The sequence below is a fragment of the Microlunatus antarcticus genome (assembly GCF_014193425.1).
In the GTDB taxonomy this organism is placed as follows: Bacteria; Actinomycetota; Actinomycetes; order Propionibacteriales; family Propionibacteriaceae; genus Microlunatus; species Microlunatus antarcticus.
On record NZ_JACHZG010000001.1, the window covers coordinates 51,642 to 76,802 of the forward strand.

The 25,161-nt window shown below is 71.2% G+C and carries 24 protein-coding genes; 7 read left to right on the top strand and 17 right to left on the bottom strand.

The genetic code is table 11. The annotated features are described in order from the left end of the window. Positions 1-25: 25 nt before the first annotated feature. The 6 genes from FHX39_RS20775 to FHX39_RS00280 are packed head-to-tail and all read right to left on the bottom strand — an operon-like array spanning position 26 to position 5,798. Positions 26-832 carry an ABC transporter permease gene (locus FHX39_RS20775; RefSeq protein WP_198423192.1) on the bottom strand — a complete coding sequence of 269 codons (807 nt, stop codon included), beginning with the start codon at positions 830-832 and terminating at the stop codon, positions 26-28. After that, the gene (locus FHX39_RS00260) at positions 829-1,641 is read right to left on the bottom strand and encodes an ABC transporter ATP-binding protein (RefSeq protein ID WP_183335796.1); all 813 of its coding nucleotides are present in this window, start codon (positions 1,639-1,641) and stop codon (positions 829-831) included. Before FHX39_RS00260 ends, FHX39_RS20775 begins: the two co-directional genes overlap by 4 nt. Next, a complete protein-coding gene (locus FHX39_RS00265) occupies positions 1,638-2,507 on the bottom strand; it encodes an ABC transporter permease (protein WP_183335798.1) in 870 nt (289 codons plus the stop codon). The genes FHX39_RS00260 and FHX39_RS00265 overlap by 4 nt, the downstream gene beginning before the upstream one ends. Continuing rightward, complete coding sequence (locus FHX39_RS00270) at positions 2,504-3,520, bottom strand: TIGR03842 family LLM class F420-dependent oxidoreductase (RefSeq protein WP_183335800.1); 1,017 nt, start codon at positions 3,518-3,520, stop codon at positions 2,504-2,506. The genes FHX39_RS00265 and FHX39_RS00270 overlap by 4 nt, the downstream gene beginning before the upstream one ends. Then, positions 3,517-4,953, bottom strand: coding sequence for a dihydropyrimidinase (hydA, locus tag FHX39_RS00275; protein ID WP_183335802.1), 1,437 nt, complete (start codon positions 4,951-4,953; stop codon positions 3,517-3,519). The genes FHX39_RS00270 and hydA overlap by 4 nt, the downstream gene beginning before the upstream one ends. Next, positions 4,950-5,798: a nitrilase-related carbon-nitrogen hydrolase gene (locus FHX39_RS00280; RefSeq protein WP_183335804.1), complete on the bottom strand. Its 849-nt coding sequence runs from the start codon at positions 5,796-5,798 to the stop codon at positions 4,950-4,952. Before FHX39_RS00280 ends, hydA begins: the two co-directional genes overlap by 4 nt. Before the next feature lie 102 nt (positions 5,799-5,900). Between FHX39_RS00280 and FHX39_RS21895 the strand changes: the two genes are divergently transcribed. Together FHX39_RS21895 and FHX39_RS00290 are read left to right on the top strand one after the other, a co-directional pair. Beyond that, the gene (locus FHX39_RS21895) at positions 5,901-6,761 is read left to right on the top strand and encodes a phosphotransferase (protein ID WP_183335806.1); all 861 of its coding nucleotides are present in this window, start codon (positions 5,901-5,903) and stop codon (positions 6,759-6,761) included. Between the two features lie 167 nt (positions 6,762-6,928). Beyond that, a complete protein-coding gene (locus FHX39_RS00290) occupies positions 6,929-7,249 on the top strand; it encodes a hypothetical protein (RefSeq protein ID WP_183335808.1) in 321 nt (106 codons plus the stop codon). 6 nt (positions 7,250-7,255) lie between these two features. On the opposite strand, the gene FHX39_RS00295 is transcribed toward FHX39_RS00290, so the two are convergent. The 4 genes from FHX39_RS00295 to ilvA all read right to left on the bottom strand — a co-directional run bounded on the left by FHX39_RS00295 (position 7,256) and on the right by ilvA (position 11,753). Further along, positions 7,256-8,152 carry a carbohydrate ABC transporter permease gene (locus FHX39_RS00295; protein ID WP_183335810.1) on the bottom strand — a complete coding sequence of 299 codons (897 nt, stop codon included), beginning with the start codon at positions 8,150-8,152 and terminating at the stop codon, positions 7,256-7,258. Continuing rightward, positions 8,152-9,102 carry a carbohydrate ABC transporter permease gene (locus FHX39_RS20785; protein ID WP_198423194.1) on the bottom strand — a complete coding sequence of 317 codons (951 nt, stop codon included), beginning with the start codon at positions 9,100-9,102 and terminating at the stop codon, positions 8,152-8,154. The genes FHX39_RS00295 and FHX39_RS20785 overlap by 1 nt, the downstream gene beginning before the upstream one ends. After that, positions 9,099-10,415, bottom strand: coding sequence for an ABC transporter substrate-binding protein (locus tag FHX39_RS00305; protein WP_183335812.1), 1,317 nt, complete (start codon positions 10,413-10,415; stop codon positions 9,099-9,101). Before FHX39_RS00305 ends, FHX39_RS20785 begins: the two co-directional genes overlap by 4 nt. An 84-nt stretch (positions 10,416-10,499) precedes the next feature. Then, entirely contained in the window at positions 10,500-11,753 is a 1,254-nt protein-coding gene (gene ilvA / locus FHX39_RS00310) for a threonine ammonia-lyase IlvA (RefSeq protein WP_183340661.1), read from the bottom strand. A 218-nt stretch (positions 11,754-11,971) separates the two neighbouring features. Here ilvA and FHX39_RS00315 point away from each other — a divergent pair, with 218 nt between their 5' ends. Further along, positions 11,972-12,946 carry a GH25 family lysozyme gene (locus tag FHX39_RS00315; protein WP_232530550.1) on the top strand — a complete coding sequence of 325 codons (975 nt, stop codon included), beginning with the start codon at positions 11,972-11,974 and terminating at the stop codon, positions 12,944-12,946. A 24-nt stretch (positions 12,947-12,970) separates the two neighbouring features. On the opposite strand, the gene FHX39_RS00320 is transcribed toward FHX39_RS00315, so the two are convergent. Beyond that, positions 12,971-13,147, bottom strand: coding sequence for a hypothetical protein (locus FHX39_RS00320; protein WP_183335814.1), 177 nt, complete (start codon positions 13,145-13,147; stop codon positions 12,971-12,973). A 216-nt stretch (positions 13,148-13,363) separates the two neighbouring features. On the opposite strand from FHX39_RS00320, the gene FHX39_RS00325 reads away from it, so the two are divergent. Next, positions 13,364-14,632, top strand: coding sequence for an alpha-amylase family glycosyl hydrolase (locus FHX39_RS00325; RefSeq protein ID WP_183335816.1), 1,269 nt, complete (start codon positions 13,364-13,366; stop codon positions 14,630-14,632). A 7-nt stretch (positions 14,633-14,639) separates the two neighbouring features. On the opposite strand, the gene FHX39_RS00330 is transcribed toward FHX39_RS00325, so the two are convergent. Next, positions 14,640-15,725, bottom strand: coding sequence for an alpha/beta hydrolase family protein (locus tag FHX39_RS00330; protein WP_183335818.1), 1,086 nt, complete (start codon positions 15,723-15,725; stop codon positions 14,640-14,642). Between the two features lie 4 nt (positions 15,726-15,729). Next, entirely contained in the window at positions 15,730-16,176 is a 447-nt protein-coding gene (locus FHX39_RS00335) for a (deoxy)nucleoside triphosphate pyrophosphohydrolase (RefSeq protein ID WP_183335820.1), read from the bottom strand. 175 nt (positions 16,177-16,351) lie between these two features. On the opposite strand from FHX39_RS00335, the gene FHX39_RS00340 reads away from it, so the two are divergent. Further along, the gene (locus FHX39_RS00340) at positions 16,352-17,833 is read left to right on the top strand and encodes an MDR family MFS transporter (protein WP_332836585.1); all 1,482 of its coding nucleotides are present in this window, start codon (positions 16,352-16,354) and stop codon (positions 17,831-17,833) included. After that, positions 17,830-18,579, top strand: a complete 750-nt coding sequence (locus FHX39_RS20540; RefSeq protein ID WP_198423464.1) for an SDR family oxidoreductase — start codon at positions 17,830-17,832, stop codon at positions 18,577-18,579. Before FHX39_RS00340 ends, FHX39_RS20540 begins: the two co-directional genes overlap by 4 nt. 42 nt (positions 18,580-18,621) lie before the next feature. Here the strand turns inward: FHX39_RS20540 and FHX39_RS00345 are convergent, their stop codons facing one another. Beyond that, positions 18,622-22,191, bottom strand: coding sequence for an Ig-like domain-containing protein (locus tag FHX39_RS00345; RefSeq protein WP_183335822.1), 3,570 nt, complete (start codon positions 22,189-22,191; stop codon positions 18,622-18,624). 151 nt (positions 22,192-22,342) lie between these two features. Between FHX39_RS00345 and FHX39_RS00350 the strand changes: the two genes are divergently transcribed. Next, positions 22,343-22,840 carry a pyridoxamine 5'-phosphate oxidase family protein gene (locus tag FHX39_RS00350; RefSeq protein ID WP_183335824.1) on the top strand — a complete coding sequence of 166 codons (498 nt, stop codon included), beginning with the start codon at positions 22,343-22,345 and terminating at the stop codon, positions 22,838-22,840. Positions 22,841-22,966: 126 nt separating this feature from the next. Here the strand turns inward: FHX39_RS00350 and FHX39_RS00355 are convergent, their stop codons facing one another. Genes FHX39_RS00355 through FHX39_RS00365 form a run of 3 tightly spaced genes read right to left on the bottom strand, consistent with a single transcriptional unit; the run spans position 22,967 to position 25,126 of the window. Next, positions 22,967-23,578: a hypothetical protein gene (locus FHX39_RS00355; protein ID WP_183335826.1), complete on the bottom strand. Its 612-nt coding sequence runs from the start codon at positions 23,576-23,578 to the stop codon at positions 22,967-22,969. Positions 23,579-23,583: 5 nt separating this feature from the next. After that, positions 23,584-24,195: a hypothetical protein gene (locus FHX39_RS00360; RefSeq protein ID WP_183335829.1), complete on the bottom strand. Its 612-nt coding sequence runs from the start codon at positions 24,193-24,195 to the stop codon at positions 23,584-23,586. Between the two features lie 7 nt (positions 24,196-24,202). Further along, the gene (locus FHX39_RS00365; RefSeq protein WP_183335831.1) at positions 24,203-25,126 is read right to left on the bottom strand and encodes a LysR family transcriptional regulator; all 924 of its coding nucleotides are present in this window, start codon (positions 25,124-25,126) and stop codon (positions 24,203-24,205) included. Between the last annotated feature and the right edge of the window lie 35 nt (positions 25,127-25,161).

Here is a 25,161-nt window from a genome sequence, read left to right on the forward strand (position 1 = left end):
GTCTGGGGTGGGGTGGTGCGCTGGATCAGGTGGGGCGGTGCCGGGTCGCGACGACCTCGGCGAGCAGGGCGACGACGTAGAAGACGAGGCCGAGCACGATGGCGCCGAGCACGTACGCCCAGGCCAGCGGGTAGTTGCTCGACGACGCGGCCGAGGTGATCGACTTGCCGAGGCCGCCGATCGGGCCGCCGAAGTACTCCGCGACCAGGGCCGAGATCACGGCGAGCGACGAGGCGATCCGCAGGCCGGTGAAGAGGTACGGCGCGGCCGTCGGCAGGGTCAGGGCCCACTGCTGCTGGAACGACGTGGCCGCGTACGCGCGCATCAGATCGCGGTGCACCGGCTTGGTCTGGCGCAGTCCGCGCAGCGTGTTCACGTACACGGGGATGAGCACGGCCAGGGCGGCGACGAGCACGCGCGCGGTCTCCACCGCCGCGCCGTAGAGCGTGTAGAGCACCGGGGCGAGGGCGACGATCGGCATCACCGAGAGCGCGGCGACGACCGGGGCGGCGAGCTGGTCGAGGACGCGGACGACGCTGGCCAGCACGGCGAAGACGATCGCGACGACGGTGCCGATCACCAGCCCGAGCAGCGCGTTCAGGCCGGTGTGGGCGGCGCCGGAGGCCACCGACCCCGCGTTGTCGACGACCTCGGCGAGGATCGCCGAGGGGGCGGGGACGACGTACGGGTCGATCCCCAGGCCGGAGACGAGTCCCTGCCACAGGCCGACGAAGACGACACCGAAGGCGATCGGGGCGACGACGGTCCGGGCGGAGCCACCCGGGGCCAGCACCCGGGCCGGGACGGTGGCGGCGCCGGTCGGGACGCTCACCGGTTCTCCACCCCGCGGGTCCCGACGGGTGCCTCGCCGTGCAGCGCCTCGCGCACCTTCGCGACCGCGTCGAAGAACGCGGCGTCCTCGCGCAGGGCGTCGTCGCGGGTCGTTCCGGGCAGGCGTACGGGCACGACGTCGACGATCCGGCCCGGCCGCGGCGACATGACGACCACCCGGTCGGACAGGAACACGGCCTCCGGGATCGAGTGCGTGACGAAGACGACCGCGGCGCCGGTCTCGCCGCAGATCCGGGCGAGCTCGTTCTGCATGCGCTCGCGGGTCATCTCGTCCAGCGCGCCGAACGGCTCGTCCATGAGCAGCAGCCGGGGCCGTTCGGCCAGGGCGCGAGCGATGGCGACGCGCTGCTGCATGCCGCCGGAGAGCTGGTCGGGGTAGGACCCGGCGAACTCGGTCAGGCCGATCAGCTCGATCAGCTCCTCGACCCGGGCCTGGCGCTCGGCCTTGCCGACCTTGTGGAGCGCGAGCGGGAGCTCGATGTTCCGGGCGACGGTGCGCCAGGGGAGCAGCCCCGCCTGCTGGAAGGCGATGCCGTAGTCCTGGTCGAGGCGGGCCTGCCGCGCGCTCTTGCCGAACACCTCGAGGGTGCCCGACGTGGGTTCGTCGAGGTCGGCGACCAGCCGCAGCAGCGTGCTCTTGCCGCACCCGCTCGGGCCGATCAGCGACACGAACTCACCCGGCGCGACGTCGAGGTCGACCCCGGTCAGCGCCGTGACGCTGCCCTGCTTGCTGGTGAAGACCCGGTCGAGGCCCTCCACGTGCACCGCTGATGTGTCCGAGGAGCTCACGCGGCCACCTCCGAACGTCGGTAGGGCTTGAGGAAGACCCCGAGCAGCGTGACGAACCCGGCGGCGACGAGGCCGACGACGATCGCGCCGATGATCGGGGCCCACGGCTTGGCGGGGTCGCCGCCGGCGGCCTGGGCGTACTCGAGGACGAGCCGGCCGATGCCGCCGCGCAGCCCGATCGAGACCTCGGCCACGACGGTCCCGATGACCGCCGCCGCGGCGGCCAGCCGGAGGGCGGGCAGCAGGTAGGGCACGCTCGCCGGCAGCCGCAGCCGGAGCAGCGTCGTGCGCCAGCCGGTGCCGTACGTCCGCATCAGGTCGAGGTGCGTGGCGTCGGGGGCCTTGAGCCCGCGCAGCATGCCGACCGCGACGGGGAAGAACGCGAGGTACGCGGCGATCACGGCCACGGAGTCCTGGCTGTCCCAGGCGAAGCTGCCGATCCGCACCTGCGACCCCCAGCGCCGGACGAGCGGGGCGATGGCGATGAGCGGGACGGTCTGGCTCAGGACGACCCAGGGGAGGACGGCCGACTCGGCGAGCCGGAAGCGCTGCATGAGCAGCGCCAGCGCCAGCCCGACCACGACGCCGACGAACCAGCCGATCGCGGCGATCTTGAGCGAGAACAGGCACGCGTGCCCGACGACCTGCCAGAGCGGGTCCCCGGAACGTCCGAGCGCCGGCTCGACCAGCCGCCCGGCGATGTCCCAGAGGTGCGGCATCGCGCGGTCGCTGGTCCGGGGCAGGACGACGCGGCCGCCGAGCTCGACGCCGGCCGCCGGCCCGAGGGCCTTGTAGACCTCCCACACCACGCCGAGGACGACGAGCCCGAGCAGGCCGAGGCCCCACGCGCGGATGCGGGTGCTCACGAGCGGGCGGTCACGGAGTCGCGCAGGGCCGGGATGATCGTCTCGCCGTACGCGCGCAGCGTCTCCTCCTTGTTGTCGTGCTGGAGGTAGACCGAGAACTGGTCGACACCGAGCGCCTTCAGCTCGTGCAGCTTGGCGATGTGCTCCTCGGCCGTGCCGAGCAGGCAGAAGCGGTCGACGATCTCGTCGGGCACGAACGACGTGTGCGTGTTCCCCGCGCGCCCGTGCTCGTTGTAGTCGTAGCCCTCGCGCGCCTTGATGTAGTCGGTCAGGGCGTGCGGGACGGAGCTGTCGGCCCCGTACTTCGCGACGATGTCGGCCACGTGGTTGCCGACCATCCCGCCGAACCAGCGGCTCTGGTCGCGCATGTGCGGCAGGTCGGTGCCCACGTACGCGGGGGCGGCGACGCAGAAGGTCAGGGCGTCGGGGTCCCGGCCGGCGTTGCTCGCGGCCGTCCGGACCGCCTCGATCATCCAGCGCGCGATGTCGACGTCGGCCAGCTGCAGGATGAAGCCGTCGCCGACCTCCCCGGCCGCCTTGAGCGCGAGGGGCCCGTACGCCGCGATCCACACCTCGAGCTCCGACGTGCTCGCCCACGGGAAGCGGATCGTCGAGCCGTTGTAGTCGACCGCACGGCAGTTCGCGAGCTCGCGGATGACGTGTGTCGCCTCGCGCATGTCGCGCACGGTCGTCGGCTTGCCGTTCGTCACGCGGACGGCCGAGTCGCCGCGGCCGATGCCGCAGACGGTCCGGTTGCCGAACATCTCGTTCAGCGTCGCGAAGATCGACGCCGTGACGGTCCAGTCGCGGGTCGCCGGGTTGGTGACCATGGGGCCGACGATGATGCGGTTCGTCCGGCTGAGGATCTGGCTGTAGATGACGTACGGCTCCTGCCACAGCAGGTGGCTGTCGAAGGTCCACACGTACTCGAACCCGTGCGCCTCGGCCAGCTCCGCGAGCTGCACCGTGCGCCACGCGGGCGGGTTGGTCTGGAGGACGACTCCGAACTTCATACGAGGTACTGCGTCAGGTCGCGCTTCAGGAACTTGCCGTGCGACTTGGTGCCGACGTAGCCGGTCTCGTCGACCAGCACGGAGCCGCGGGACATGACCCAGTCGACGTGACCGTCCACCTCGTAGCCCTCCCAGGCGGAGTAGTCCATGTTCATGTGGTGGCTCTTCCCGAGTCCGATGGAAGTGTGGCCCTGCGGGTCGTAGATCACGAGGTCCGCGTCGGCGCCGGGCTGGACGACGCCCTTGCGCCCGTACAGCCCGAACATCCGGGCCGGGGTCGTGGCGATGAGCTCCACCCAGCGCGACAGAGTGATCTCGCCGGTCACGACGCCCTGGTAGAGCAGGTCGACGCGGTGCTCGATCGAGCCGATCCCGTTCGGGATGGCGCGGAAGTCGCCCTGGCCCAGGTCCTTCTGGCCGCGCATGCAGAACGGGCAGTGATCGGTCGAGACGGTCTGCAGGTCGTTCGTCCGCAGCGCCCGCCACATCGCGTCCTGGTGACCTTCCGCGCGGGAGCGCAGCGGAGTCGAGCAGACCCACTTGGCGCCCTCGAAGTCGCCCCACTCCTCGCTCCGCGCACCGAGCTGGTCCTCCAGCGAGAGGTAGAGGTACTGGGGGCAGGTCTCGCCGAACACGTTCTGGCCGCGGTCGCGGGCGGCGGCGAGCTGCTCGACGGCCTGCTTGGCGCTGACGTGGACGACGTAGAGCGGGGCACCGGTGAGGTCGGCCAGCATGATCGCGCGGTGCGTGGCCTCCTCCTCGAGCTGCCAGGCGCGGGCGATGCCGTGGAAGTACGGGGTGGTCTTGCCCTGGTTGTAGAGCTGCTCGGCGAGGACGTCGATCGCCGGGCCGTTCTCGGCGTGCATCATCGTCAGCAGCCCGGTCTCGCGGGACTTCTGCATGGCGCGCAGGATCTGCGCGTCGTCGGAGAAGAACACGCCGGGGTAGGCCATGAAGAGCTTGAAGCTGGTGATGCCCTCGTCGACCAGCGAGTCCATCGCCTTGAGCGAGTACTCGTCGACGCCGCCGATGATCTGGTGGAACCCGTAGTCGACCGCGCACTCACCGGCGGCCTTCTCGTGCCAGGCTGCGAGGCCGTCCTCGACCCGTTCGCCGGTCCGCTGGATGGCGAAGTCGATGATGCTCGTCGTCCCGCCCCAGGCCGCGGCCCGGGTGCCGGTCTCGAACGTGTCCGACGCCTCCGTCCCGCCGAACGGCATCTGCATGTGGGTGTGGGCGTCGATGCCGCCGGGGATGACGTACTTCCCGCTCGCGTCGACGACCCGGTCGACCGACGCCGCCAGGTCGGTCCCGAGCAGCTGCGACCCCGGCGCGAGGACGGCGACGATCGTCTCGCCGTCCACGAGCACGTCGGCGGGAGAGGCTCCGGTCGCGTTGACGACGGTCCCGCCGGTGATCAGCGTGGTCGTCACGGCTTCACCGTGCTGGTGTACGACTCCGGCCGACGGTCGCGGTAGAACTGCCAGTCGTTGCGGACACGCCGGATCATGTCGAGGTCCAGGTCGCGGATCACGACCTCCTCGGACACCTGGGAGCCCATCGGGCCGATCAGGTTGCCCTGCGGGTCCACGAACTGGCTGGATCCGTAGAACGTGACCGCCGCGTCGCCGTACTCGTTGTCCTCGCGGCCGACCCGGTTGGGCGCGGCGACGAAGTAGCCGTTGGCCGCGGCGGCCGCCGGCTGCTCGATCTCCCACAGCCGGTTGGACAGGCCCGGCTTGGTGGCGTTCGGGTTGAAGACGATCTGGGCGCCGTTGAGGCCGAGCTCGCGCCAGCCCTCCGGGAAGTGCCGGTCGTAGCAGATGTAGACCCCGATCGGCCCGACCGCGGTCTGGAAGACGGGGTAGCCGAGGTTGCCGGGGCGGAAGTAGAACTTCTCCCAGAACTTCTCGAGGTTCGGGATGTGGTGCTTGCGGTACTTGCCGAGGATCGTCCCGTCGGCGTCGACCACCACGGCGGTGTTGTAGTAGACGCCGGGCAGCTCCTCCTCGTAGATCGGGAGGACCATGACGAGCTTCAGCTCGGCCGCCAGCGCGGCGAAGCGCTGCACGACCGGGCCGTCGGCCGGCTCGGCGTAGTCGTAGTACTTCGCGTCCTCGGTGATGCCGAAGTAGGGGCCGTAGAAGAGCTCCTGGAAGCAGATCACCTGCACGCCGTCGGCCGCCGCCTCGCGGGCGAAGCGCTCGTGGAGGTCGAGCATCGAGGCCTTGTCGCCCGTCCACGTCGTCTGGGTGATCGCTGCTCGCACCGTCGTCACGTCAACATCTCCATCTCGCCTTCGAGGACCCCTCTCGGGGTGAGGATTGAACATCACCGGAGTTCCGGTCTCGTGTCAACGCATGACGCGCAGGTGACGGGAGTGTCGCCGTACGCTGCGGCGGTGCTGGAGGCCGTGTCGGAGGGTGTCGTGGACGAGATCCTGCAGTCCCGGGCCGACCGTCCCGTGGTCCGCCACGGGGACCAGGTCCGGCACCCGCGCCACCCCTGGTCGGAGTCGGTCCAGGAGCTGCTGGCCTACCTCGCCGAGGCCGGCTTCGCGGAGTCGCCGCGGCCGGGCGGGGTGAGCGGGGACCACGACGACGTCGGCTACATCGAGGGCATCTCGGGTGACGAGGCGTGCACGGTCGTGCAGAGCGACGCGGCGGTCGCCGAGGTGGCCCAGCTGCTGCGGCGCTACCACGACGCGGTGGAGGGCTGGCAGCCCGAGACGGAGCCGGTCTGGTTCGACGGGCGGCGCGGCACCGGCAGCCGGCCCGGCGAGCTCGTCTGCCACGGCGACCCCGGCCCCTGGAACCTCGTCTGGGACCTCGTCCGGCCGCCCGGCGAGCAGCTCGTCGGGCTCATCGACTGGGAGTACGCCTCGGTCGGCACCCGCCTGACCGACATCGGCTACGCGCTGCACTACCTCGCCCCGCTGCGCGACCGCAGCTACTGGCACGGCGTGCTCGGCATGGCCCGCAAGCCACGCCGGCGGCACCGCATGGCCGTGTTCGCGGAGGCGTACGGCGTCCGCCTCGACGAGGACCTCGTCGACGCCGTCGTGGCCGCGCAGCAGGCCGGCGTGCAGCTGATGATCGACCTCGCGGCGCTCGGCCGCCCGCGTCAGATCCAGCTCATCGCCGAGGGCGAGCTCGAGCGCGAGCGCCGGGCCGTCGACTGGACGGAGCGCCACCGCCACAAGTTCAGCCGAGCCGGAGCGACCGTTCCCGTCGACGCCTGAGCCTCGACTCGTCTTCCCGGTCTTCTCGAGATCTGCTCAATCCGTGCCCCGAGATCGAGGGTTGGTCAGGATCTGAGCGTGGGACTCACCGCCACGCGCCATCTCGGGGCACGGATTGAGCAGGTAGACCTGATGGCGTTCCTTCGAACAGGTGTTCTAATAAGGACATGTCCCGGCACGGTCCTGATCCCGAACGTCTCTTCTTCGGCGAGGTCGTCGGCACGGCCCGACGGCTGGCGGCGGAGCAGGGCTCGATGGCTGACGCCATCGCGGCGATCCGCCGGGTGGCTGGGCCCCGGGAGGACCTGCTCGTGCAGGGGGCCGGCCTCGGGGTGGGGGCCTGGTCGGTCAACCCGGGGCTGCCCGCCGACCTCCTCGCCGCGGGCCTGCTGGTGGGCAGCGTCCCGCGCCTGGAGCTCGACGTGCTCCTGCACTGGATGACCGTCGGCCAGCAGCGCGGCCTCAGCGGCGCGCGCTACCGGGTCTAGCCGGCGTCAGCGGATGCCGGAGGTCGCGAAGCCCTGGACGAACCAGCGCTGGAAGACCAGGAACAGCACGATGAGCGGCCCGACGGTGATCAGCGTCATCGCCATCAGGGCGCCGTAGTCGGTCTGGTACTGCCCCTGCAGGAACTGCAGCCCGATGGGCAGCGTGTAGAGGCTCGGGTCGCGCAGCACGATCAGCGGCCAGAGGAAGTCGTTCCACTGGTACATCAGGCTCAGCAGCGTCAGCACCGCGAGCAACGGCTTCGACAGCGGCAGGACGATGCTCCAGAAGATCCGGACCGGTCCCGCCCCGTCGATCTTGGCCGCCTCGATCAGCTCGGTGGGGATGGCGATCATGAACTGCCGGGCGAGGAAGATGCCGAACGTGGCGGCCGCGCCCGGGATGATCACGGCCCAGAAGGTGCCGACAAGGCCGAGCGCGTTCACGAGCCGGAACTGCGGCACGAGGATCGCCTGCGTCGGGATCATCATCGTCGAGAGCAGCAGCAGGAAGAGCGGCGTCTTCGCCGGGAAGCGCAGCTTGGCGAAGCCGTAGCCGGCCATCACCGAGACGATCACCGAGATGATCGTGGTCAGCGCGGTGACGGTGACGGAGTTGGAGAACCACTGCCCGATCGGCCAGGCGGTGAAGACCCGCGCGAAGTTGTCGAGCGTGATGTTCGTGGGCAGCAGGTCGAGCTCGGTGGAGAAGACGGACTGCCCCGACAGCGCGGTCACGATCATCACCCACAGCGGGAAGGCCATGACCACGGACACGACGACGGCGACGACGACCCGGAGCGCGAGACCCACCCGCGTACGGGTGCGGCGCGTGGCGGGCCCACGGGTGGCGGAGACGCTCGTGGCGCGGGAGCGTACGGCGCCCTGGTCGGCGGTGACGGCCATCAGGCCACCTCGTCCCGGCTGCGGTTGGCGCGCCACTGGACGATCGTGAAGACGAGCGTCAGCACGAAGATCACGACGCCGATCGCGGCGCCGTAGCCCTGGTCGCGGGTGGGGCCGAAGGCCACCTTGTAGGCCCAGGTGCCGAGCACCTCGGTGCTGTTGCCGGGGCCGCCGTTGGTCAGCACGAAGATCGTGTCGAAGACCTGGAAGCTGTAGATCACGTTCATGATGATCAGGAAGAACGTGGCCGGTCCGACGAGCGGGACGGTCACGTTCCGGAAGCGCTGCCAGCCGTTCGCGCCGTCGAGGGCGGCGGCCTCGTACAGGTCGGGCGGCACCGCCTGCAGCGAGGCGAGGTAGATGATCATGCTGAAGCCGACGCGGATCCAGAGCGTCACCAGGACGACCGAGATGAACGCCCAGGCCCCGTTCGACTGCCAGGGGATGCCGCTCGACGCCCCGAGGGCGACCAGCAGCTTGTTCACCACGCCGATGACCTCGTTGTAGAGGAACGTGCCGATCAGGCCGACCGACACCCCCGAGATCACCAGCGGCAGGTAGACCACCGTGCGCCAGATCTTGCGGCCGGGCAGCACCGAGTTCATCAGCACCGCGAGGGCGAGCCCGAGGGCCATGCTCAGCGGCACCGTGATGACCGTGAACAGCGCCGTGTTGAGCAGCGCCCGGACGAACGTGTCGTCGCCGAGCATCGTGCGGAAGTTCTCGAGCCCCAGCGGCGTGGTGTCGCCGGTCAGGGGCGACACCTTCTGCGTGCTGTAGAAGAACGTCCCCAGCATCGGCAGGATCAGGAAGGCCAGGGCGAGCAGGACCGACGGGCCCACGAACAGCAGCGCCGACGGCTCCCACAGCGACCGGCCCCGGCGGCGGGGCGACCGGCCCGCCGGGGTGACGGCGTCCTGCCCGGCGGCCAGCGCGGCCGCCTGGCTCACTGCACCGCCTTCTGCACCGCTTCGGCCAGCGCGGCCGTCGTGTCGGCGGCGGACCGCCCGCCGAGGAACGCCTTCTCGAGCTCGTTCTGCAGCGCCAGGTTGAGGTTCGCGAACTGCGGGACCGTGACCTGGGCGACCTGCTCGGGCGTCAGCGTCTTGGCCTGGAGCACGAACGGGGCCATCAGGTCGGGCCGGATGGCGAAGTCGAGCTGGGACGCGGTGAGGCTCTTGAGCGTCGGCAGCTGGTTCGTGGCCTGGCAGTAGGTGCGCATCGCGTCCTCCGAGACCAGGTACTGGAGGAACTTCGTCGCGGCCTCGGTGTTCTTGCCGCTCTTGGGTGCCACGACCGCGTTGCCACCGAGGTCGGTCGAGGCCGCGACGTCGCGCGGCTGCGGCATGGCGCCGTACTCGAACTTCTGCTTGACCCCGCTGTTGATCGTCGGCACGAGGAAGCTGCCGGCGAAGGCCATGGCGACCGTCCCCGACTGGAAGGCGGCGTCGGGGTAGGTGGTGCTCTTGACCGAGGAGTTCTTGGCCACCCAGCCGTTCTTGAAGAAGCCCGACGTGAAGTCGACCGTCTTGCGGCCCGCGTCGGAGTCGATGGCCGCCGCCTTGAGGTCGGGGGTGAGCAGGGCGCCGCCGGCCTCGAAGAGCCAGGTGAGCCAGCGGTACGCGCCAGCGCTCTGCCAGTCGTAGATGAAGGCGGACTGGCCGCTCTTGGTGACCTTGGCCAGCTTGTTCGACGCGTCGGTGAACTGCTCCCAGGTCCACGCCTCCTCCAGCGTGGTCGGGATGTTCGTGATCCCGGCGGCCTCGAAGGCGTCCTTGCGGTAGAGGATCGCGGTCGTGTCGATCTGGTGCGGGGCGCCGTACGGCTTGCCGTTCGCGACGACCGCGGAGAACAGGCCCGGCTCGAACGCGTTCGCGTCCAGGCTGGCCGAGAGGTCGAGCAGGACGTCCTGGCTCGTGTACTGACCCATGTCGATGTAGGACACGCGGAACAGGTCCGGCGGGTTGCCCGCCTGGAAGCGGGTGTCCAGGTTGGTCTGGACGCTCGCGTACGGGACCGTGTCCGTCTTGATCGTGATCCCGGGGTTGGCCTGCTGGAACGAGGCGATGACCGCGTCGAAGGCGGCCTTCTCCTCGTCGCCGGACCAGTTGACGAAGGTGAGCTCGACCGGCCCGCCCGCGCTGGCGCCGCCCGAGGGGGCGCTGCTGCCGGCCTTGCTGGTCAGTCCCGAGCAGGCGCTGAGCCCGGCGGCCGCGCCGAGCCCGAGCCCCCCTGCCAAGAGCTGCCGACGGTTGAGCGACATTCTTTTCCCCCTTCGCCGAAACGGCGATTGTTGCAGCAGACGTCCTCCGTTCCCCGGGCCGGGCAGAGGCGGATGCGCCGGGCGCTAGCCCGAGAGCAGGAACCGGAACATCGGGCTGTCGCTGCCGATCAGCTCGATCTGGGGTGGTGACGCGGCCATCCGGGCCAGCAGCGGGGCCAGGTCCTCGCGTCGGGCCAGCTCGATCCCCACCAGCGCCGGGCCGGTCTCGCGGTTGCTGCGCTTGACGTACTCGAACAGGGTGATGTCGTCGTCGGGTCCGAGGACCTCGTCGAGGAAGTGGCGCAGCGCGCCGGGCTGCTGGGCGAACTCGACGAGGAAGTAGTGCTTGCGGCCCTCGAAGACCGCGGCGCGCTCGGCGATCTCGGCGTAGCGGCTGACGTCGTTGTTGCCGCCCGAGAGCACGCACACCACGCGCTGGCCCGGCTCGACCCGGACGACGCTCGTCAGCGCCGCGGAGGCCAGGGCGCCGGCGGGCTCGGCGACGACGCCGTCGGAGGCGTACATCGACAGCAGCTCGACGCAGACCCCGCCCTCCGGCACCTGCACGAGCTCCGCGCCGGACGCGGCGATGAGCGGCGTGGTCAGCGCGCCGGCCCGCCGGACGGAGGCGCCGTCGACGAACGTGTCGAGGTCGACGAGGTCGACCGGGTGACCCGCGGCGAGGGCGGCGGCCACGCAGGCCGCCCCCAGCGGCTCGACGCCCACGACCCGGACCTGCGGGTGGCGCTCGCGCAGCCAGGCCGTGCAGCCCGCGAGCAGCCCGCCGCCGCCGACGGGCACGACCAGCACGTCCGGCGGGGAGCCCGTCTGCTCGACCAGCTGCTCGACGAGCTCGAGGGCGACCGTGCCCTGCCCGGCGATCGTGCGCAGGTCGTCGAAGGCCGGCACGACGGTGGCGCCGGTCCGGATCGCGTCCGCCGCAGCGGCGACGGCCGCCTCGTCGTAGGTGCCGCCCGTGACGACGACCTCCACGTGGTCACCGCCGATCGCGGTGATCCGCTCGCGCTTCTGCCGGGGCGTGTTCCGCGGCAGGAACACGCGACCCCGGATGCCGAGGGCGGCGCACGCGTACGCCAGGCCTTGGCCGTGGTTGCCGGCGCTCGCGCAGACGACGCCGCGGGCCCGCTGCGCCTCGCTCAGCTGGGCCAGGACGTTGTAGGCGCCGCGCACCTTGTAGGAGCGGACGACCTGCAGGTCCTCGCGCTTGAACCAGACCTCGGCGCCGCCCGCGGAGAGCCGCGTGTTCCGCTGCAGGGGAGTGCGCTCGACCACCCCGGCGAGGCGTCGGGCGGCCTCCTCGACGAGCTCGGCGCCCATCTCGACCGCCGTCTGCTGCGCTTGCGCCGTCACGTCCCGATCATCCCTCACGGCAACTCTCAAGTGTGACGAGAGGGACGAGGGTTTCATCAGTGAAGTGGCCCGGAGCTCTTCCCGGGCCCCCTCAGGCGTGCTTAAGGTGCCTCAGTCCGCGGCTCGTACGAGGGGGAAGCCGGCGGACGCAGCACGAGCCGACGCCGACGACTCCGAGGAACCACATGATCTCCCGACGCACCGCCCGACACTCCCGCATCGCCCGCGGCCTGCCAGCCCTGGCGCTCGGCCTGACCGCGCTGGCGCTCGCCGTGCCCACCAGCCTCCCGGCGGCCGCGGCCCCCGGCGGTCCGTCCGCCGGGTCGGGCGAGAAGGCCACGCTCGCGGCCGCGCAGGAGAAGACCGCGTCCGGCCGCCAGCTCACCGCCGCCGCCGAGAAGGCCGGCCTCGAGGTCGGCAACGCCACCATGGGCTGGCGCGAGCGGGGGACCGAGCGGGCCGCGCTGCAGCAGCGCTCCGGCCTGCTCCGCTACGGCGCGGCGGCCCGGTCGAGCACGAGCTCCTTCACGCCGAAGGGCGTGCTCGGGGTCGACATCTCGAGCTACCAGGGCAACTTCAAGTGGTCGACCTGGACGAAGAAGGACAAGGACTTCGCCTACATCAAGGCGACCGAGGGCACCTCGTACAAGAACCCGTACTTCAAGAACCAGTACAAGGGCGCGGCGAAGGCCGGGATGATCCGCGGCGCCTACCACTTCGCGAACCCGTCCGGTGCGGCCGGCTACAAGCAGGCCCGCTACTTCGTGAAGAACGGCGGGGGCTGGAGCGCGGACGGCCACACGCTGCCCGGTGTGCTCGACATCGAGTACAACCCGTACGGCTCGACCTGCTACGGCGTGAGCAAGAAGAGCACCGTCAAGTGGGTCACGTCCTTCACCAAGGAGTACAAGAAGCTGACGGGCAAGGACGCCGTCATCTACACCACCCTCGACTGGTGGAAGCAGTGCACGGGCAACTCGAGCAAGTTCGCCGAGACGAACCCGCTGTGGGTCGCCCGCTACGGCACCAAGACCCCGGGTGCGCTGCCGAAGGGCTGGAAGACCGCGACCTTCTGGCAGTACACCTCGAACCCCATCGACCAGGACGTCTTCCCGGGCAAGAGCAAGGCGCTCAAGAAGCTGGCGAAGGAGAAGGACTGACCCTCCGCCAGCGAGGGAGCTCGGCTAGCTGACGTCCTCGTCGTCCTCGCTGGCGGTGCCGGCGAGGTCGGACGGGTCGACGGTGCCCTCGGGGTCGTCCTCGACGGTCAGGTTGCCGATCGTCGAGTCCGGGTCCACGGCCGTCTGGGCCTGGCTGGTCTCGTCGGCTGGGACGTCGGGCTCCATGGACGAAGACGACATGGTGGTTCTCCTCGCTGTCGGACGGCTGCGGCCGCTGCGTGCCTCGTCAGCCTAGTGGCGGCCCGTCGGATGTGATCTTCTCCTCGGTGCGCTCACCGGCCCGGTTCGTTAACCTCAGGTCCTGGACGTCGGCGACCGGCTGGGGGGTTGGCGCCGGCGTCCGTCAGCTCGGGGGACGCGCGTCTGGCAGGGTGGACGCGTGAAAAAGGGTGCAGCGTGACGGCTGGGTGGGTCGACCACGTCTTCTGGTGGCACGTCTACCCGCTCGGCTTCGTCGGGGCCGAGCGTGAGGCGGCGGACCTGGCCGACGGGCGCGTCGAGCACCGGCTGCGGAACATCGAGGGCTGGCTCGACCACCTGGTCTCCCTCGGCTGCAACGGGCTGCTGCTGGCCCCGGTCTTCGCGGCGACGAGCCACGGGTACGACACCGTCGACTACCTGCGGATCGACCCGCGGCTCGGCGACGACGCCGACTTCGACGCCCTCGTGGCCGCCTGCCACGACCGGGGCGTCCGCGTCCTCCTCGACGGGGTCTTCAACCACGCCGGCCGGGACTTCCCGCCGGTCGCGGAGGCTCTCGAGCATGGTCCGGGGTCGCCCGGGGCGGAGTGGGTGCAGCGGCTCTACGACACCGACGGCGTCATCACCGCCGACTACTTCGAGGGTCACGACACCCTCGTCACCCTGAACCACGCCGCACCGGTCGTGCAGGACTTCGTCCGCGACGTGATGCTGCACTGGCTGCGCCGCGGGATCGACGGCTGGCGCCTCGACGCCGCGTACGCCGTGCCGGCGGCGTTCTGGGCCGCGGTGCTGCCGACGGTGCGCGCCGAGTTCCCGGACGCCTGGTTCGTGGGCGAGATGATCCACGGCGACTACGTGGCGTACGTCGAGGAGTCCGGCATCGACTCGGTCACGCAGTACGAGCTGTGGAAGGCCGTCTGGTCCTCGCTCGACACCGTGAACCTCCACGAGCTCGAGTGGACCCTCGGCCGGCACGCCGAGTTCGTCGAGCGCTTCGTGCCGATGACCTTCGTCGGCAACCACGACACGACCCGGGTGGCCAGCCAGATCCACGACCACCGCCACTGGCCGCACGCCGTCGCGCTGCTCGGCTTCCTGCCCGGCGTCCCGTGCGTCTACTACGGCGACGAGTTCGGGCTCGAGGCGGTCAAGGAGGACCGCCCCGACAGTGACGACGCCGTACGGCCCGAGCTCCCGGCCGAGCGCGGGCTGTTCTCCGACCCGCACCCCGACCTCGAGGAGGTCTACCGCCGGGTCTTCTCGCTGCGCCGTCAGCACGCCTGGCTCGTCGACGCCGTCACCTCGACCGAGCAGGTGACCAACGAGCACCTGCTCGTCCACGCCCGCGCCCGTGACGGCGAGGGCGCCCTGACGCTCGCGCTCAACCTGGGCGACCAGCCGTACGCGTCGCCGACGGGGGAGTCCGTCGGGCCCCACGACTGGGCGGTCCTGGAGGGGTAGGTCCCGCTCAGCGCAGGTGGTCGTCGAAGAAGTCGACCGTCCGGTCCATCGCGCGGCTGAACGTGGCGCCCTCGAAGGTGTGGTCCGCGCCGGGGTAGACGTTCGAGGTCACGTCGACGTCGGCGTCCTCCAGCGCGTCGACCGTCGAGCGCGCCCAGCGGACCGGGCAGGTGCGGTCCGAGCCGCCGTGCTGGACCAGCACCGGCTCGGTGATCCGGTCGAAGAACGGCCGGGCCGACGCGGCGCGCCAGAAGGCCGGGTCGTCGTCGGGGAGCCCGTACGTCTTCTCGATCTTCTTGTTGGTGTCCTGCCGCTCGCCGTTGTCGGCGTACCAGCGCTCCCAGTTGTCCGCCTCCAGCGAGCTCACCGAGGCCCAGACGGCGGCCGCGTCGACCAGGCCCGGCTGCGCCGCCAGCGCGCGCAGCGTGACACCGCCGCCCATCGAGCGGCCGAACCAGCCGACGTGGTCGGTGTCGAGGAAGTCGTAGCCCGACGCCTTGACCGCCTTCACCGCGTTGATCGTGTCGACGACGTACGGGAGCCGCAGCGCGTAGTCGGTGCCGTCGACCCCGTCCTCGTCGTCGCTGGAGCCGGCGTGGTTGCGGTAGTCGACGTGCAGCACGACGTAGCCGCGCCGGGCGAGGACGTCCTGCTCGCGAGGCATGCCCTGGCCCGACCAGTAGGTGTCGGGGTCGATGTAGCCGTGGTTGAGCACGACCACCGGGAAGGGGCCCTTGCCGTCGGGCACGTTCATGATCCCGGAGATGAGCTCGTCGTCCCCGCGGAACGTGACCGCGTAGCGCTTGTAGCTCCCCTGGTCGCGCAGGAGCCGACCGCGCTCCAGGTCGCGACCGTCGTAGCGCTTCTGGATCAGCGCCTGCATCGAGATCGGGTTCACTTTGCGCGCCGGCGCCTTCTTGGTCGGCGTGGGCGTGGGCGTCGGGGTCGGTGCCGCGGTCGGGCTCGGGGCAACGGTCGACGTCGGAGCTGAGGTCGCCGCGGGCTGCGTCGGCGGGGAGTCCTGCGCCGCCGGGGCGCTGCAGCCGGCCAGCAGCCCGAGGAGCAGGGCGAGGGCGAGCGGCGCGCGCGTCATCGGCTCAGTCTGGCGGGGCGGTCAACCCTGGCGAGGTGAGTGCCGCCGCGATCGCGTCGACGACCGGGAGGTCGGGGTCGAGCCAGGCCAGGTCGTTGATCGAGACCTTGTCGACCCAGGCCAGGGCGTCGTGCGCCGCGCCCGCCTCGGGGATGCCGGTGCGGACGACGCACCACCACACCCGCATGGCGAGGCCGGACGTCAGCGGCCAGGTCGTGCCCGGGCCGCCCCGGGGGACCAGCTCGTCGCCGACCTCGACGGTGATCCCCAGCTCCTCGTCCAGCTCGCGGTGCAGCGCCGCGAGGGGCTCCTCGCCCGGCTCGACCTTGCCGCCCGGCAGCTCCCAGCGCCCGGCGAGGGACTCAGGGGCGAAGCGGCGCGCCCCGAGAGCGCGGGTCGGGTGTTCGAGGTCGTCGACGAGCACAGCCGCGACGACGAGCTGGTCGGCCACACCGGGAGTCTGGCAGCGTCAGCCTCCTCCCGTCCGCAGAAGTCGGTGGCGGACGGCGGGTCGGGGGAATAGCGTCGCGGGGCGATGAGTTCACGACCCTGTGCGGGTCTGGAACCTGACCCGCCACGGCAAGGACGCCGGCACCCGCAGCACGAGCACGAGGAACGGAATCTCCGTGACCGCCACGAGCACCCAGCCGCAGTCCACCACCCGGGCCGACGCCCAGACCGAGGCCGCGGGCAACCGGGCCGTCATCGCGATCCTGCTGGTCGCGACCTTCGTCGTCATCCTCAACGAGACGATCATGAACGTCGCGCTGCCGAGCCTGATGACGGACCTGAACGTCACCGCGCGTACGGGCCAGTGGCTCTCGACCGTCTTCCTGCTGACGCTGGCGATCGTCATCCCGACCACGGGCTTCCTGCTGCAGCGGCTCACCACCCGGCAGGTGTTCATCACCGCGATGATCCTGTTCAGCAGCGGGACGCTCATCGCGGCCGTGTCGCCGGCCTTCTGGCTGCTGCTGCCCGCCCGCGTGGTCCAGGCCTCCGGCACGGCCATGATGCTGCCGCTGCTCATCACCACGATCCTCACACTGGTCCCGGTCGAGCGCCGCGGCGTGGTCATGGGGAACGTCACCATCGTCATCTCCGTGGCCCCCGCCATCGGCCCGACCGTCTCCGGGATCGTCCTGCACTTCTTCCCGTGGCGCTTCATGTTCATCCTCGTGCTGCCGATCGCGCTCGCCGCTCTCGCGTTCGGGGTCCGCAAGCTCAAGAACGTCGGCACGCCCGGAGCGGCCAAGCTCGACGTGCTGTCGGTCGTCCTGACGGTTCCCGCCTTCGGCGGCATCGTCTACGGCCTGAGCCAGATCGGGACCACGGGCCCGTTCGGCATCCCGCCGATCGCGTTCATCGGCGTCGGCGCCCTGGCGCTGGCCGCGTTCGCGTGGCGCCAGACCCGGCTCTACCGCTCGGACAACCCGCTGCTGGACCTGCGGGCCTTCCGCTTCGCCCCGTTCACCATCAGCGTGGCGCTGCTGTGCGCGGCCATGCTCGCCCTGTTCGGCATGGTCATCCTGCTGCCGATCTACCTGCAGCAGGTCCGCGGGATCGGTGCGCTGGAGACCGGTCTGATGCTGCTGCCCGGCGGGCTCGTCATGGGCCTGCTCGGCCCGCAGGTCGGCAAGCTGTTCGACCGCTACGGCCCCCGCGGCCTCACGCTCATCGGCTCGGTCCTGCTCGTGGTGTCGATGTGGCGCCTCAGCACCATCGACCTCGAGACCCCGATCTGGATGCTCATCGCGATCCACGTGCTGCTGTCGATCGGGCTGGCGTTCCTCTTCACGCCCGGCTTCACCACCGGGCTCAACCCGCTGCCGCCGCACCTCTACTCGCACGGCAGCGCCATCCTCAGCACGCTCCAGCAGGTCGCCGGCGCCGCCGGCACGGCGCTGCTGATCGCGGTCTACGCGGGCCGTTCGGCCACGCTGCAGGCGACCGGCGTCAGCGAGGTGGACGCCTCGCTGAGCGGCATCCAGCTCGCCTTCGGCGTGGGTGCCCTCATCTCGATCTCCACGATCGTCCTGGCAGCGTTCATGCACCAGGCCAAGCGGGCCGAGGGCGCCGAGCCCGCGCAGCACGGGGCGATCCACTGACCCGCGTCGCGGTCGTCACCGGGGCCGGCAGCGGCATCGGTCGCGCCGTCGCCGAGGCGCTGGGTCATGCGGGCTGGCGGGTGGTGCTCGCCGGGCGTCGTGAGGCGCCGCTGCTCGAGGTCGCGGCCACGAGCGTCACGGGCGAGGGCGGCTTCGACGTCGCTCCCACGGACGTGACGGACGAGGGCGCCGTACGCGGGCTGTTCGACGGGGCCGTCGAGCGGCACGGACGCGTGGACCTGCTCGTGAACAACGCCGGCCGGGGCATGCCTGCCACGGCGATCGACGAGGTCTCGCTGGCCGAGTGGCAGGGCGTCGTCGACGTGAACCTGACGGGCATGTTCCTCTGCCTGCGCGAAGCGTTCCGGGTGATGCGCGCCCAGGACCCGCAGGGCGGCCGGATCATCAACAACGGCTCCCTCTCGGCCCACGTCCCGCGCCCCCGCTCGATCGCCTACACCGCGACCAAGCACGCCGTCTCCGGGCTGACCAGGCAGGTCCAGCTGGACGGGCGCCCGTACGGGATCTCCTGCGGTCAGATCGACGTCGGCAACGCGGCGACCGCGATGGGTTCCGGAGCCGCCGGCGGGGCTGAGCAGGCGGACGGTTCCGTACGCCCGGAACCGACCATGCCGGTCGAGGACGTCGCGCGGGCGGTCCTGCTGATGGCGGACCTGCCGCCCGGCAGCAACGTCGCCGACCTCACCGTGCTGGCCACGAACATGCCGTACGCCGGCCGGGGCTGAGCGGACGCTCAGCCCCGACCAACGGTCCGGCCTCGCCGACGGTCAACCGCAGACGCCGCGGATCTCGACGGCGCTGTAGCCCCAGGCCTTGGCGGTCGCCTTGTCCGCGACCGTGACCGGGGTCCCCGCGCGGGTGGTTCCGGTGGTGCGCTGCACCCAGTAGCCGGTGCTCGGGGACTTGAAGGTCTCGTCGTGGACGACCTTCTGCCCGGAGACCGGCTTCGGGTCGTAGCGGGACCCGATGACCCGGCCCACGCCCCAGACCACGGAGCCCGACGCTTGCGGGGTCAGGGTGACCTGGGGTGCGGAGCCGAGGCCGGCCTGGTGCGCGCTGGCGCCCACCGTGGACCGGGCCCCGCTGAACCCGGCCACGGTCATGGTGACGGTGTGGCCCTTCTGCGCCAGGCTCGCGGTGACCCTCACGTTGCTGAGCTTCTGGGCCGCGTACGCCTGCCAGATCTCGCTGCTGCCGGCGCCGGTGCTGTCGCGCTGCACCAGGCTCCAGGTGAGACCGCCGCCGGTGACCTTGGTGACCGACTGGCCGCCCTTGGTCGAGCCGTTCACCGAGACGAACGCGAGCAGGAGCTCACCGCTCTTCTTGGTGCTGAACTTCGGGCTCGGGACCGAGCCGTCTCCGTCGCGCTGGTCGACGTTGACGTCGAGCTCCCGCTTGGGCTCGGCCGGTGTGCAGGACTGCGCACCGACGGTGATGCTCACGGTCGCCGGGGCGGAGTCGAGCGTGCCGTCGTTGGCGGTGTAGGTGAACGAGTCGGGCCCGGTGTAGCCGTCGGCGGGGACGTACGTCCGGGCCAGACCGATCCCGGTCAGCGTCCCGTGGCTCGGCTGAGTCGTCGTGTAGGTGAGCGTGTCGGCGTCGGCGTCCGTCCCGCGCAGGACGATCGGGGTGGGCGACTCGAACCCGGCGGTCACGGTGAGGTTCGTGACCGTCGGAGCCGTGTTCAGGCGGTGGCCGACGGTGATGCGGACCGTCCCCGGCGTCGAGTCGAGCTTGCCGTCGTTGGCGGTGTAGGTGAACGAGTCGGGGCCGGAGTAGCCAGCGGCCGGGGTGTAGGTGCGCTGGGTGCCCGTCCCGGTCAGGGTCCCGTGGGCCGGGGTTCCGGTCGTGTAGGTGAGAGGGTCGCCATCGGGGTCGGTCCCGGCCAGGGAGACCGGGAGGGACGTCTCGAACGCCGTCGTCACGGGGACGTCCTCGACCACCGGGGCCCGGTTCGGGTCCACCCCCACGGTGATGCTCACCGAGGCCGGCTGGGACTCGAGCGCTCCGTCGCTGGCCGTGTAGGTGAACGAGTCCGCGCCGCTGTAGCCGGGGTCCGGTGTGTAGGTCAGCTCGGGTGCCGTGCCGGACAGCGTCCCGTGCGCCGGGTCGCCCACGGTGTAGGTGAGGGTGTCGCCGTCGGGGTCGGTCCCGGAGAGGGTGACCGGGGTCGCTGACTCGAACCTGGCCGTCACGGCGACGTTCGTCACCACGGGGGCCGCATTCGGCTTCTCCGTCACGACGATGGAGACCGTGGCGGCCTCCGACTCCTCGGTGCCGTCGTTGGCCGTGTAGACGAACTCGTCGGGGCCGGAGTAGCCGTCCTCGGGCGTGTAGATCAACTCCGGGCCGGTGCCGGTCTGCTCCAGCGTGCCGTGCTCCGGGTCGCCCACCGTGAAGGTCAGGGGATCGTCGTCGGCGTCGGAGCCGGACAGGGTGACAGCGACAGTCTTCTGGTACCCGGCGGTGACGTCGAGGTCGTTGACGACCGGGGCGCTGTTGGGCTTCTTGGCCACGGTGATGATGACGGTTGCGGGCGCGGAGTCGACGGTGCCGTCGTTGGCGGTGTAGGTGAACGAGTCGTCGCCGGAGAAGCCGTCGTCGGGTGTGTAGGTCAGCTCCGGACCGGTGCCGGTCTGCTTCAGGGTGCCGTGCTCGGGATCGGTCGTCGCGTAGGTCAGGTCGTCGTTGTCGGGGTCGGAGCCGGACAGGGGGACTTCGACGGTCTTCTCGTACGACGCGGTGACCTGGAGGTCGTTGACGGTCGGGACGCCGTTCGGCTTCGCCGTCACGTTGATCGTGACCGTGGCGGACTTGGAGTCGCTCGTACCGTCGTTGGCGGTGTAGGTGAACGTGTCGGTGCCGGAGTAGCCGTCGTCGGGTGTGTAGGTCAGCTGCGAGCTGGTTCCGGTCTGCTTCAGGGTGCCGTGCTCGGGACTGGTCGTCTTGTAGGTCAGGTCGTCGCCGTCGGCGTCGGAGCCGGGCAGCGTGATCGGGACCTCGGTCTCGTACGCCGTGGTCACGGTCAGGTCGGCCGTCACCGGCGCGTTCGTCACGGTCAGGGTGGCGACGTTGCTGGTCGCCGTGCCGGTCTCGTTCGTGAACACGGCGCGGAACCGGGCGCCCTGGTCCGCAGCCTTCGTGCTCGACGCGTACGTCATGTTGGTCGCGTCGGGGATGTCGACGAAGTCACCGGTGCCGTCGGCGCGCTGCCACTGGACGGTCGGCGCGGGGGTGCCGGTGGCCGCGGCGGTGAAGGTGGCCGTCGCCCCGAGCCGGACGCTGGCCGACGCCGGGGACGAGGTCACGAAGGGTGCGGGACCCGTGGTGATGGCGGTGCTCAGCAGGTAGCCGGCGGAGATCGCGGTGACCGTGCCGTCGTTGAGCGAGGCCGGGACGTTGGTCTGGCCGTCGTAGTTGTAGCCCCAGGCGGTGACCTTTCCGTCGGAGCTCAGGGCGAGGCTGTGATACTCGCCGGCGGAGATCGCGGTGACCGTCTTGTCGGCGAGCGAGGCCGGGATGTCGGTCTGACCGTAGTCGTCGTAGCCCCAGGCGGTGATTCTCCCGTCGGAGGTGAGAGCGAGGTTGTGGTAGCCGCCGGCGGCGATCGCGATGACGGTCTCGTCGGCGAGCGAGGCCGGTACATCGGACTCGCCGTCGCCGTTGTAGCCCCAGGCGGTGATCTTCCCATCGGAGGTGAGGGCGAGGCTGTGGTAGCCGCCGGCGGCGATCGCGGTGACCGTCTTGTCGGCGAGGGAGTCCGGTACATCGGACTCGCCTTCGCCGTTGTAGCCCCAGGCGGTGATCTTCCCGTCGGAGGTGAGGGCGAGGCTGTGGTAGTCGCCGGCGGAGATCGCGGTGACCGTCTTGTCGGCGAGGGAGTCCGGGATGTCGGTCTGGTCGGAGCCATCGAAGCCCCAGGCGGTGATCTTCCCGTCAGAGGTCAGGGCGAGGCTGTAATAGTCGCCGGCGGAGATCGCGGTGACCGTCTTGTCGGCGAGGGAGTCCGGGACGTCGACCTGACCTTCGGTGTTGTAGCCCCAGGCAGTGACCGTCCCGTCCGGCGTCAGTGCCAGACCGTGGTACGTGCCCGCGTCGACCGCCGTGGCGCCGGTGGTGGCGAGCGAGGCCGGGACGTCGAGGATGCCGCAGCAGCCGTCGCCCCAGGCCGTGACCGGGCCCGGGGGCGCGGCGGCGGATGCGCTCGGCGCGGCGGTGGTCAGCAGGCCGAGCACCATCAGCAGGGCGGCGGTGACGAGGGCGACGACGCGTCGTCCTGTTCGGCGTCCGAGGGGCGGCGGCGCTGCGGGCAGGTCAGGCAGTGCGGGGTGCGACATGGCGTGCTTTCTCGAGTCGCCGCCCCCGGCCGACACAGGTGGACGGGGCTCGTTCAGCCCGCGTTCAGGGAACGTAGCAGTCGCGCTCAGAGCGTGCTGGGGGAACGGAGGAACTGGTCGAGCCTGTCGCCCGGCTGGGTAGGTTCGGAGCATGAGCAACGAGGAGCAGGCCACCGCCGAGGACGAGCGCACGATCGCCGCGCTGGTCGAGAAGGCGTCCATCGCCTTGGTCACGACCGTGGCCGAGGACGGGTCGCTGGTGAGCCGCCCGCTCGCCGTGCAGCAGCGCGAGTTCGACGGCGACCTGTGGTTCTTCACCGAGGACCCCTCGCCCAAGACCGCCCAGGTCCGCGCGAACGACCAGGTCAACGTCGCGATCCAGGCCGGCCACGGCTGGCTTTCGATCAGCGGCCGCGGCAGCGTGAGCCAGGACCAGGCCAAGATCGACGAGCTGTGGAGCACCGGCGCCGAGGCGTGGTTCGAGGGTGGTCGGGACGACCCGGCCGTCGCGCTGCTGCGGGTGCAGGGCGTCACGGCCGAGTACTGGACCTCCAAGGCCCCGATGATCGTGACCCTGGCCAAGTACGCCAAGGCCGCCGTCACCGGCGGCCGCCCGAACGTGGGCGAGAGCAAGGTCGTCGAGCTCTAGACCCGACGCTGCGGTGCCAGCCGCGCACGGTGGGCACAGCCGCGCAGATTCGGTACAACCGCGTACCTCCGACTCATCCGCACAGGCCGCGGCCTGTGCGGATGGGTGCAGGGTGCGCGGGTGTGCTCAGGCGTTGAGCGCGAGCCAGCGGCGGGCACGGCGGGACCTGACCACCGCGCGCACCGCACGAACCAGCATCCAGGCGACGACTGCGGAGAACATGATGAGGGAGCCCCACCTCATCCCGCCCAGGATCATGCCGAGGTACAGCACCGTGAGCCCGAGGTAGGTCGGGACGTAGCGGCCCTCCACCACCATCGCCTGGGCGGCGTCCGTGACGACCGCACGACGATCCTCGAGCACGGACCGGCCTTCGGTGACCTGCCGGCGGAGCCAGGTGCGGTCGCCCCGGGACAGGAAGGCGTCCGAGGCGACGAACGGCCGGGCGGCACCAGACGTCCGGACGGCGCCGATGATCATGAGGACGAGACCGAGACCCATGAGGCCGAAGGTGGCGTAGAGCGTCCGGAGCCGGAGGTCCCACACCTCGTCTCCGTCCGGATCGAGGATGAAGTCGACCGTCCAGACGACCCCCAGCAGCACGGCGAGGCCGAGCGCGAGTCCCAGGGCACGGCGGACCCGCAGCCGGCGCCGGACGGCGGCGAGCTCGGGGTCCAGCTCATCCTTGGCCGCGATCCGGTGGGCGTCGGCCCAAGGATCGCGGGTGGTCGTGCCCACGACCGTCAGCCGTGCTGGCGGAGCCAGCGCCGGGCCCGGCGCCCGCAGACCAGCTCGCGTACGCCGTGGACCGACACGACGAGGGCGAGCGCCGAGAACAGGACGAGCGAGGCGGGGGCCGGGCCATCGATGATCGTGCCGACCGAGATCAGTAACCAGCCGAGGTAGCCGGGCGTGAACCTGCCCTCCGCCACCATGCGGCGCGCGGTGTCGGCGACCACCACCCGCCGTTCCTCCGGGACGGGTCGCTGCTCGGTGATCTGGGTCCGGAGCCACCTGCGCTCGGACCTGGGGAGGAAGTTGGTGGCGTCGATGAAGCGTCGGCCCGCGCCTCCCCTTCGTGCGAGGCCGACGAAGACGAGCACGAACCCCACTCCCTCGAGGCCGGAGGCCGCGTGCATCGTCTGGCGCGGCACCGTCCACAGCGGGTCGGACCGAGGATCGACGAGGTGGTTCACCAGGGCCGAGGCCGCGACCACGGCCCCGAGCTCGAGGGCGGTGACGAGGGCGTGGCGCAGCCCCACCCTGCGGCGAACGGCCGCGAGCTCGTCGTCCAGCACCGTCTGGGTCGCGACTGCCCCTGCGTCTGCCCAGGGGTCGCGGGTGATCGTCGTCACGACAGCATCATGACCCCTGCTGGGGCCGCGTGCCGGCCGGGTGCGCAGCAACCTGTCGGAGCGTCTCGATCATGGTCACGACGGCGGGGCGGCGCGTGTTCGCCCGGCGTACGACGGCGACGATCCTGCGGTCGGCCAGCCCCACGGTGGGCCGCAGCGCGATCCCCGGGCGCGAGGTCGTCGCGAGCTCCGGGAGGACGGCGACCGAGAGCCCGGCGGCCACGTGGGCCAGGAGGACGCCGTAGCTGGAGAAGCGGCCGGCGACCATGGGCTCGAAGCCCTCGAGGCGGCACTGCCGCGGGACCAGCTCACCGAGGTAGGTCCCCTCCAGGTCGAGCGCCCACCGGTCCGCGGCCAGCTCCGCGAGGGGGACGACGTCAAGGTTGGCGACGCGGTGGTGCTCGGGGACGACGACCAGCAGCGGGTCGCTCGCGAGCGGGACGACGGCGACGGTGGGGGTGAGGAGCGAGCCGTCGTGCTCGTCGACGGTGACGAGGACGTCGCAGACGCCCTGGTGCAGCGCCGTCGTGCTCTCGTGGGGCTCGATCTCCCGGATCTCGACGACGAGCCCCGGGTGGGTGCGCTGCAGCCGGCGGACCGTCTCGATGAGGACCGGCTCGACCGAGCTGGCGAACCCGCCCAACGTCAGGCGACCCGTCACGCCCCGGGTGACGTCCAGGAGCTCGGCCTCGATGGAGTCCAGCCGGTCGCGCACCTCGCGGGCCCGCTCGACGAGCAGCCGGCCGGTCGGGGTCAGGCGCAGAGAGCGTCCCGCGCGCTCGAAGACCTGCGCCCCGGTCTCGGCCTCGAGGAGGGCGAGCTGCTGGGAGACCGTCGACGGACTGAGCAGCAGCTCGGCCGCGACCCCGCGCACGGTTCCGACCCGCTCGAACACGTCGAGCAGCCGGAGCCGCCACAGGTTCAGGGCCACGGCGGCAGCGTACTGTTCGAAGAACCCGCACAGCG

Bases quoted from the DNA above. Each gene is read 5' to 3' on its own strand.
- FHX39_RS00350 (WP_183335824.1), top strand. From the start codon at position 22,343: ATGAGCAACGAGGAGCAGGCCACCGCCGAGGACGAGCGCACGATCGCC.
- FHX39_RS00270 (WP_183335800.1), bottom strand. From the start codon at position 3,520: ATGAAGTTCGGAGTCGTCCTCCAGACCAACCCGCCCGCGTGGCGCACG.
- FHX39_RS00320 (WP_183335814.1), bottom strand. From the start codon at position 13,147: ATGTCGTCTTCGTCCATGGAGCCCGACGTCCCAGCCGACGAGACCAGC.
- FHX39_RS00330 (WP_183335818.1), bottom strand. From the start codon at position 15,725: ATGACGCGCGCGCCGCTCGCCCTCGCCCTGCTCCTCGGGCTGCTGGCC.
- FHX39_RS00315 (WP_232530550.1), top strand. From the start codon at position 11,972: ATGATCTCCCGACGCACCGCCCGACACTCCCGCATCGCCCGCGGCCTG.
- FHX39_RS00345 (WP_183335822.1), bottom strand. From the start codon at position 22,191: ATGTCGCACCCCGCACTGCCTGACCTGCCCGCAGCGCCGCCGCCCCTC.
- ilvA (WP_183340661.1), bottom strand. From the start codon at position 11,753: ATGGGCGCCGAGCTCGTCGAGGAGGCCGCCCGACGCCTCGCCGGGGTG.
- FHX39_RS00305 (WP_183335812.1), bottom strand. From the start codon at position 10,415: ATGTCGCTCAACCGTCGGCAGCTCTTGGCAGGGGGGCTCGGGCTCGGC.
- FHX39_RS00290 (WP_183335808.1), top strand. From the start codon at position 6,929: ATGTCCCGGCACGGTCCTGATCCCGAACGTCTCTTCTTCGGCGAGGTC.
- FHX39_RS00295 (WP_183335810.1), bottom strand. From the start codon at position 8,152: ATGGCCGTCACCGCCGACCAGGGCGCCGTACGCTCCCGCGCCACGAGC.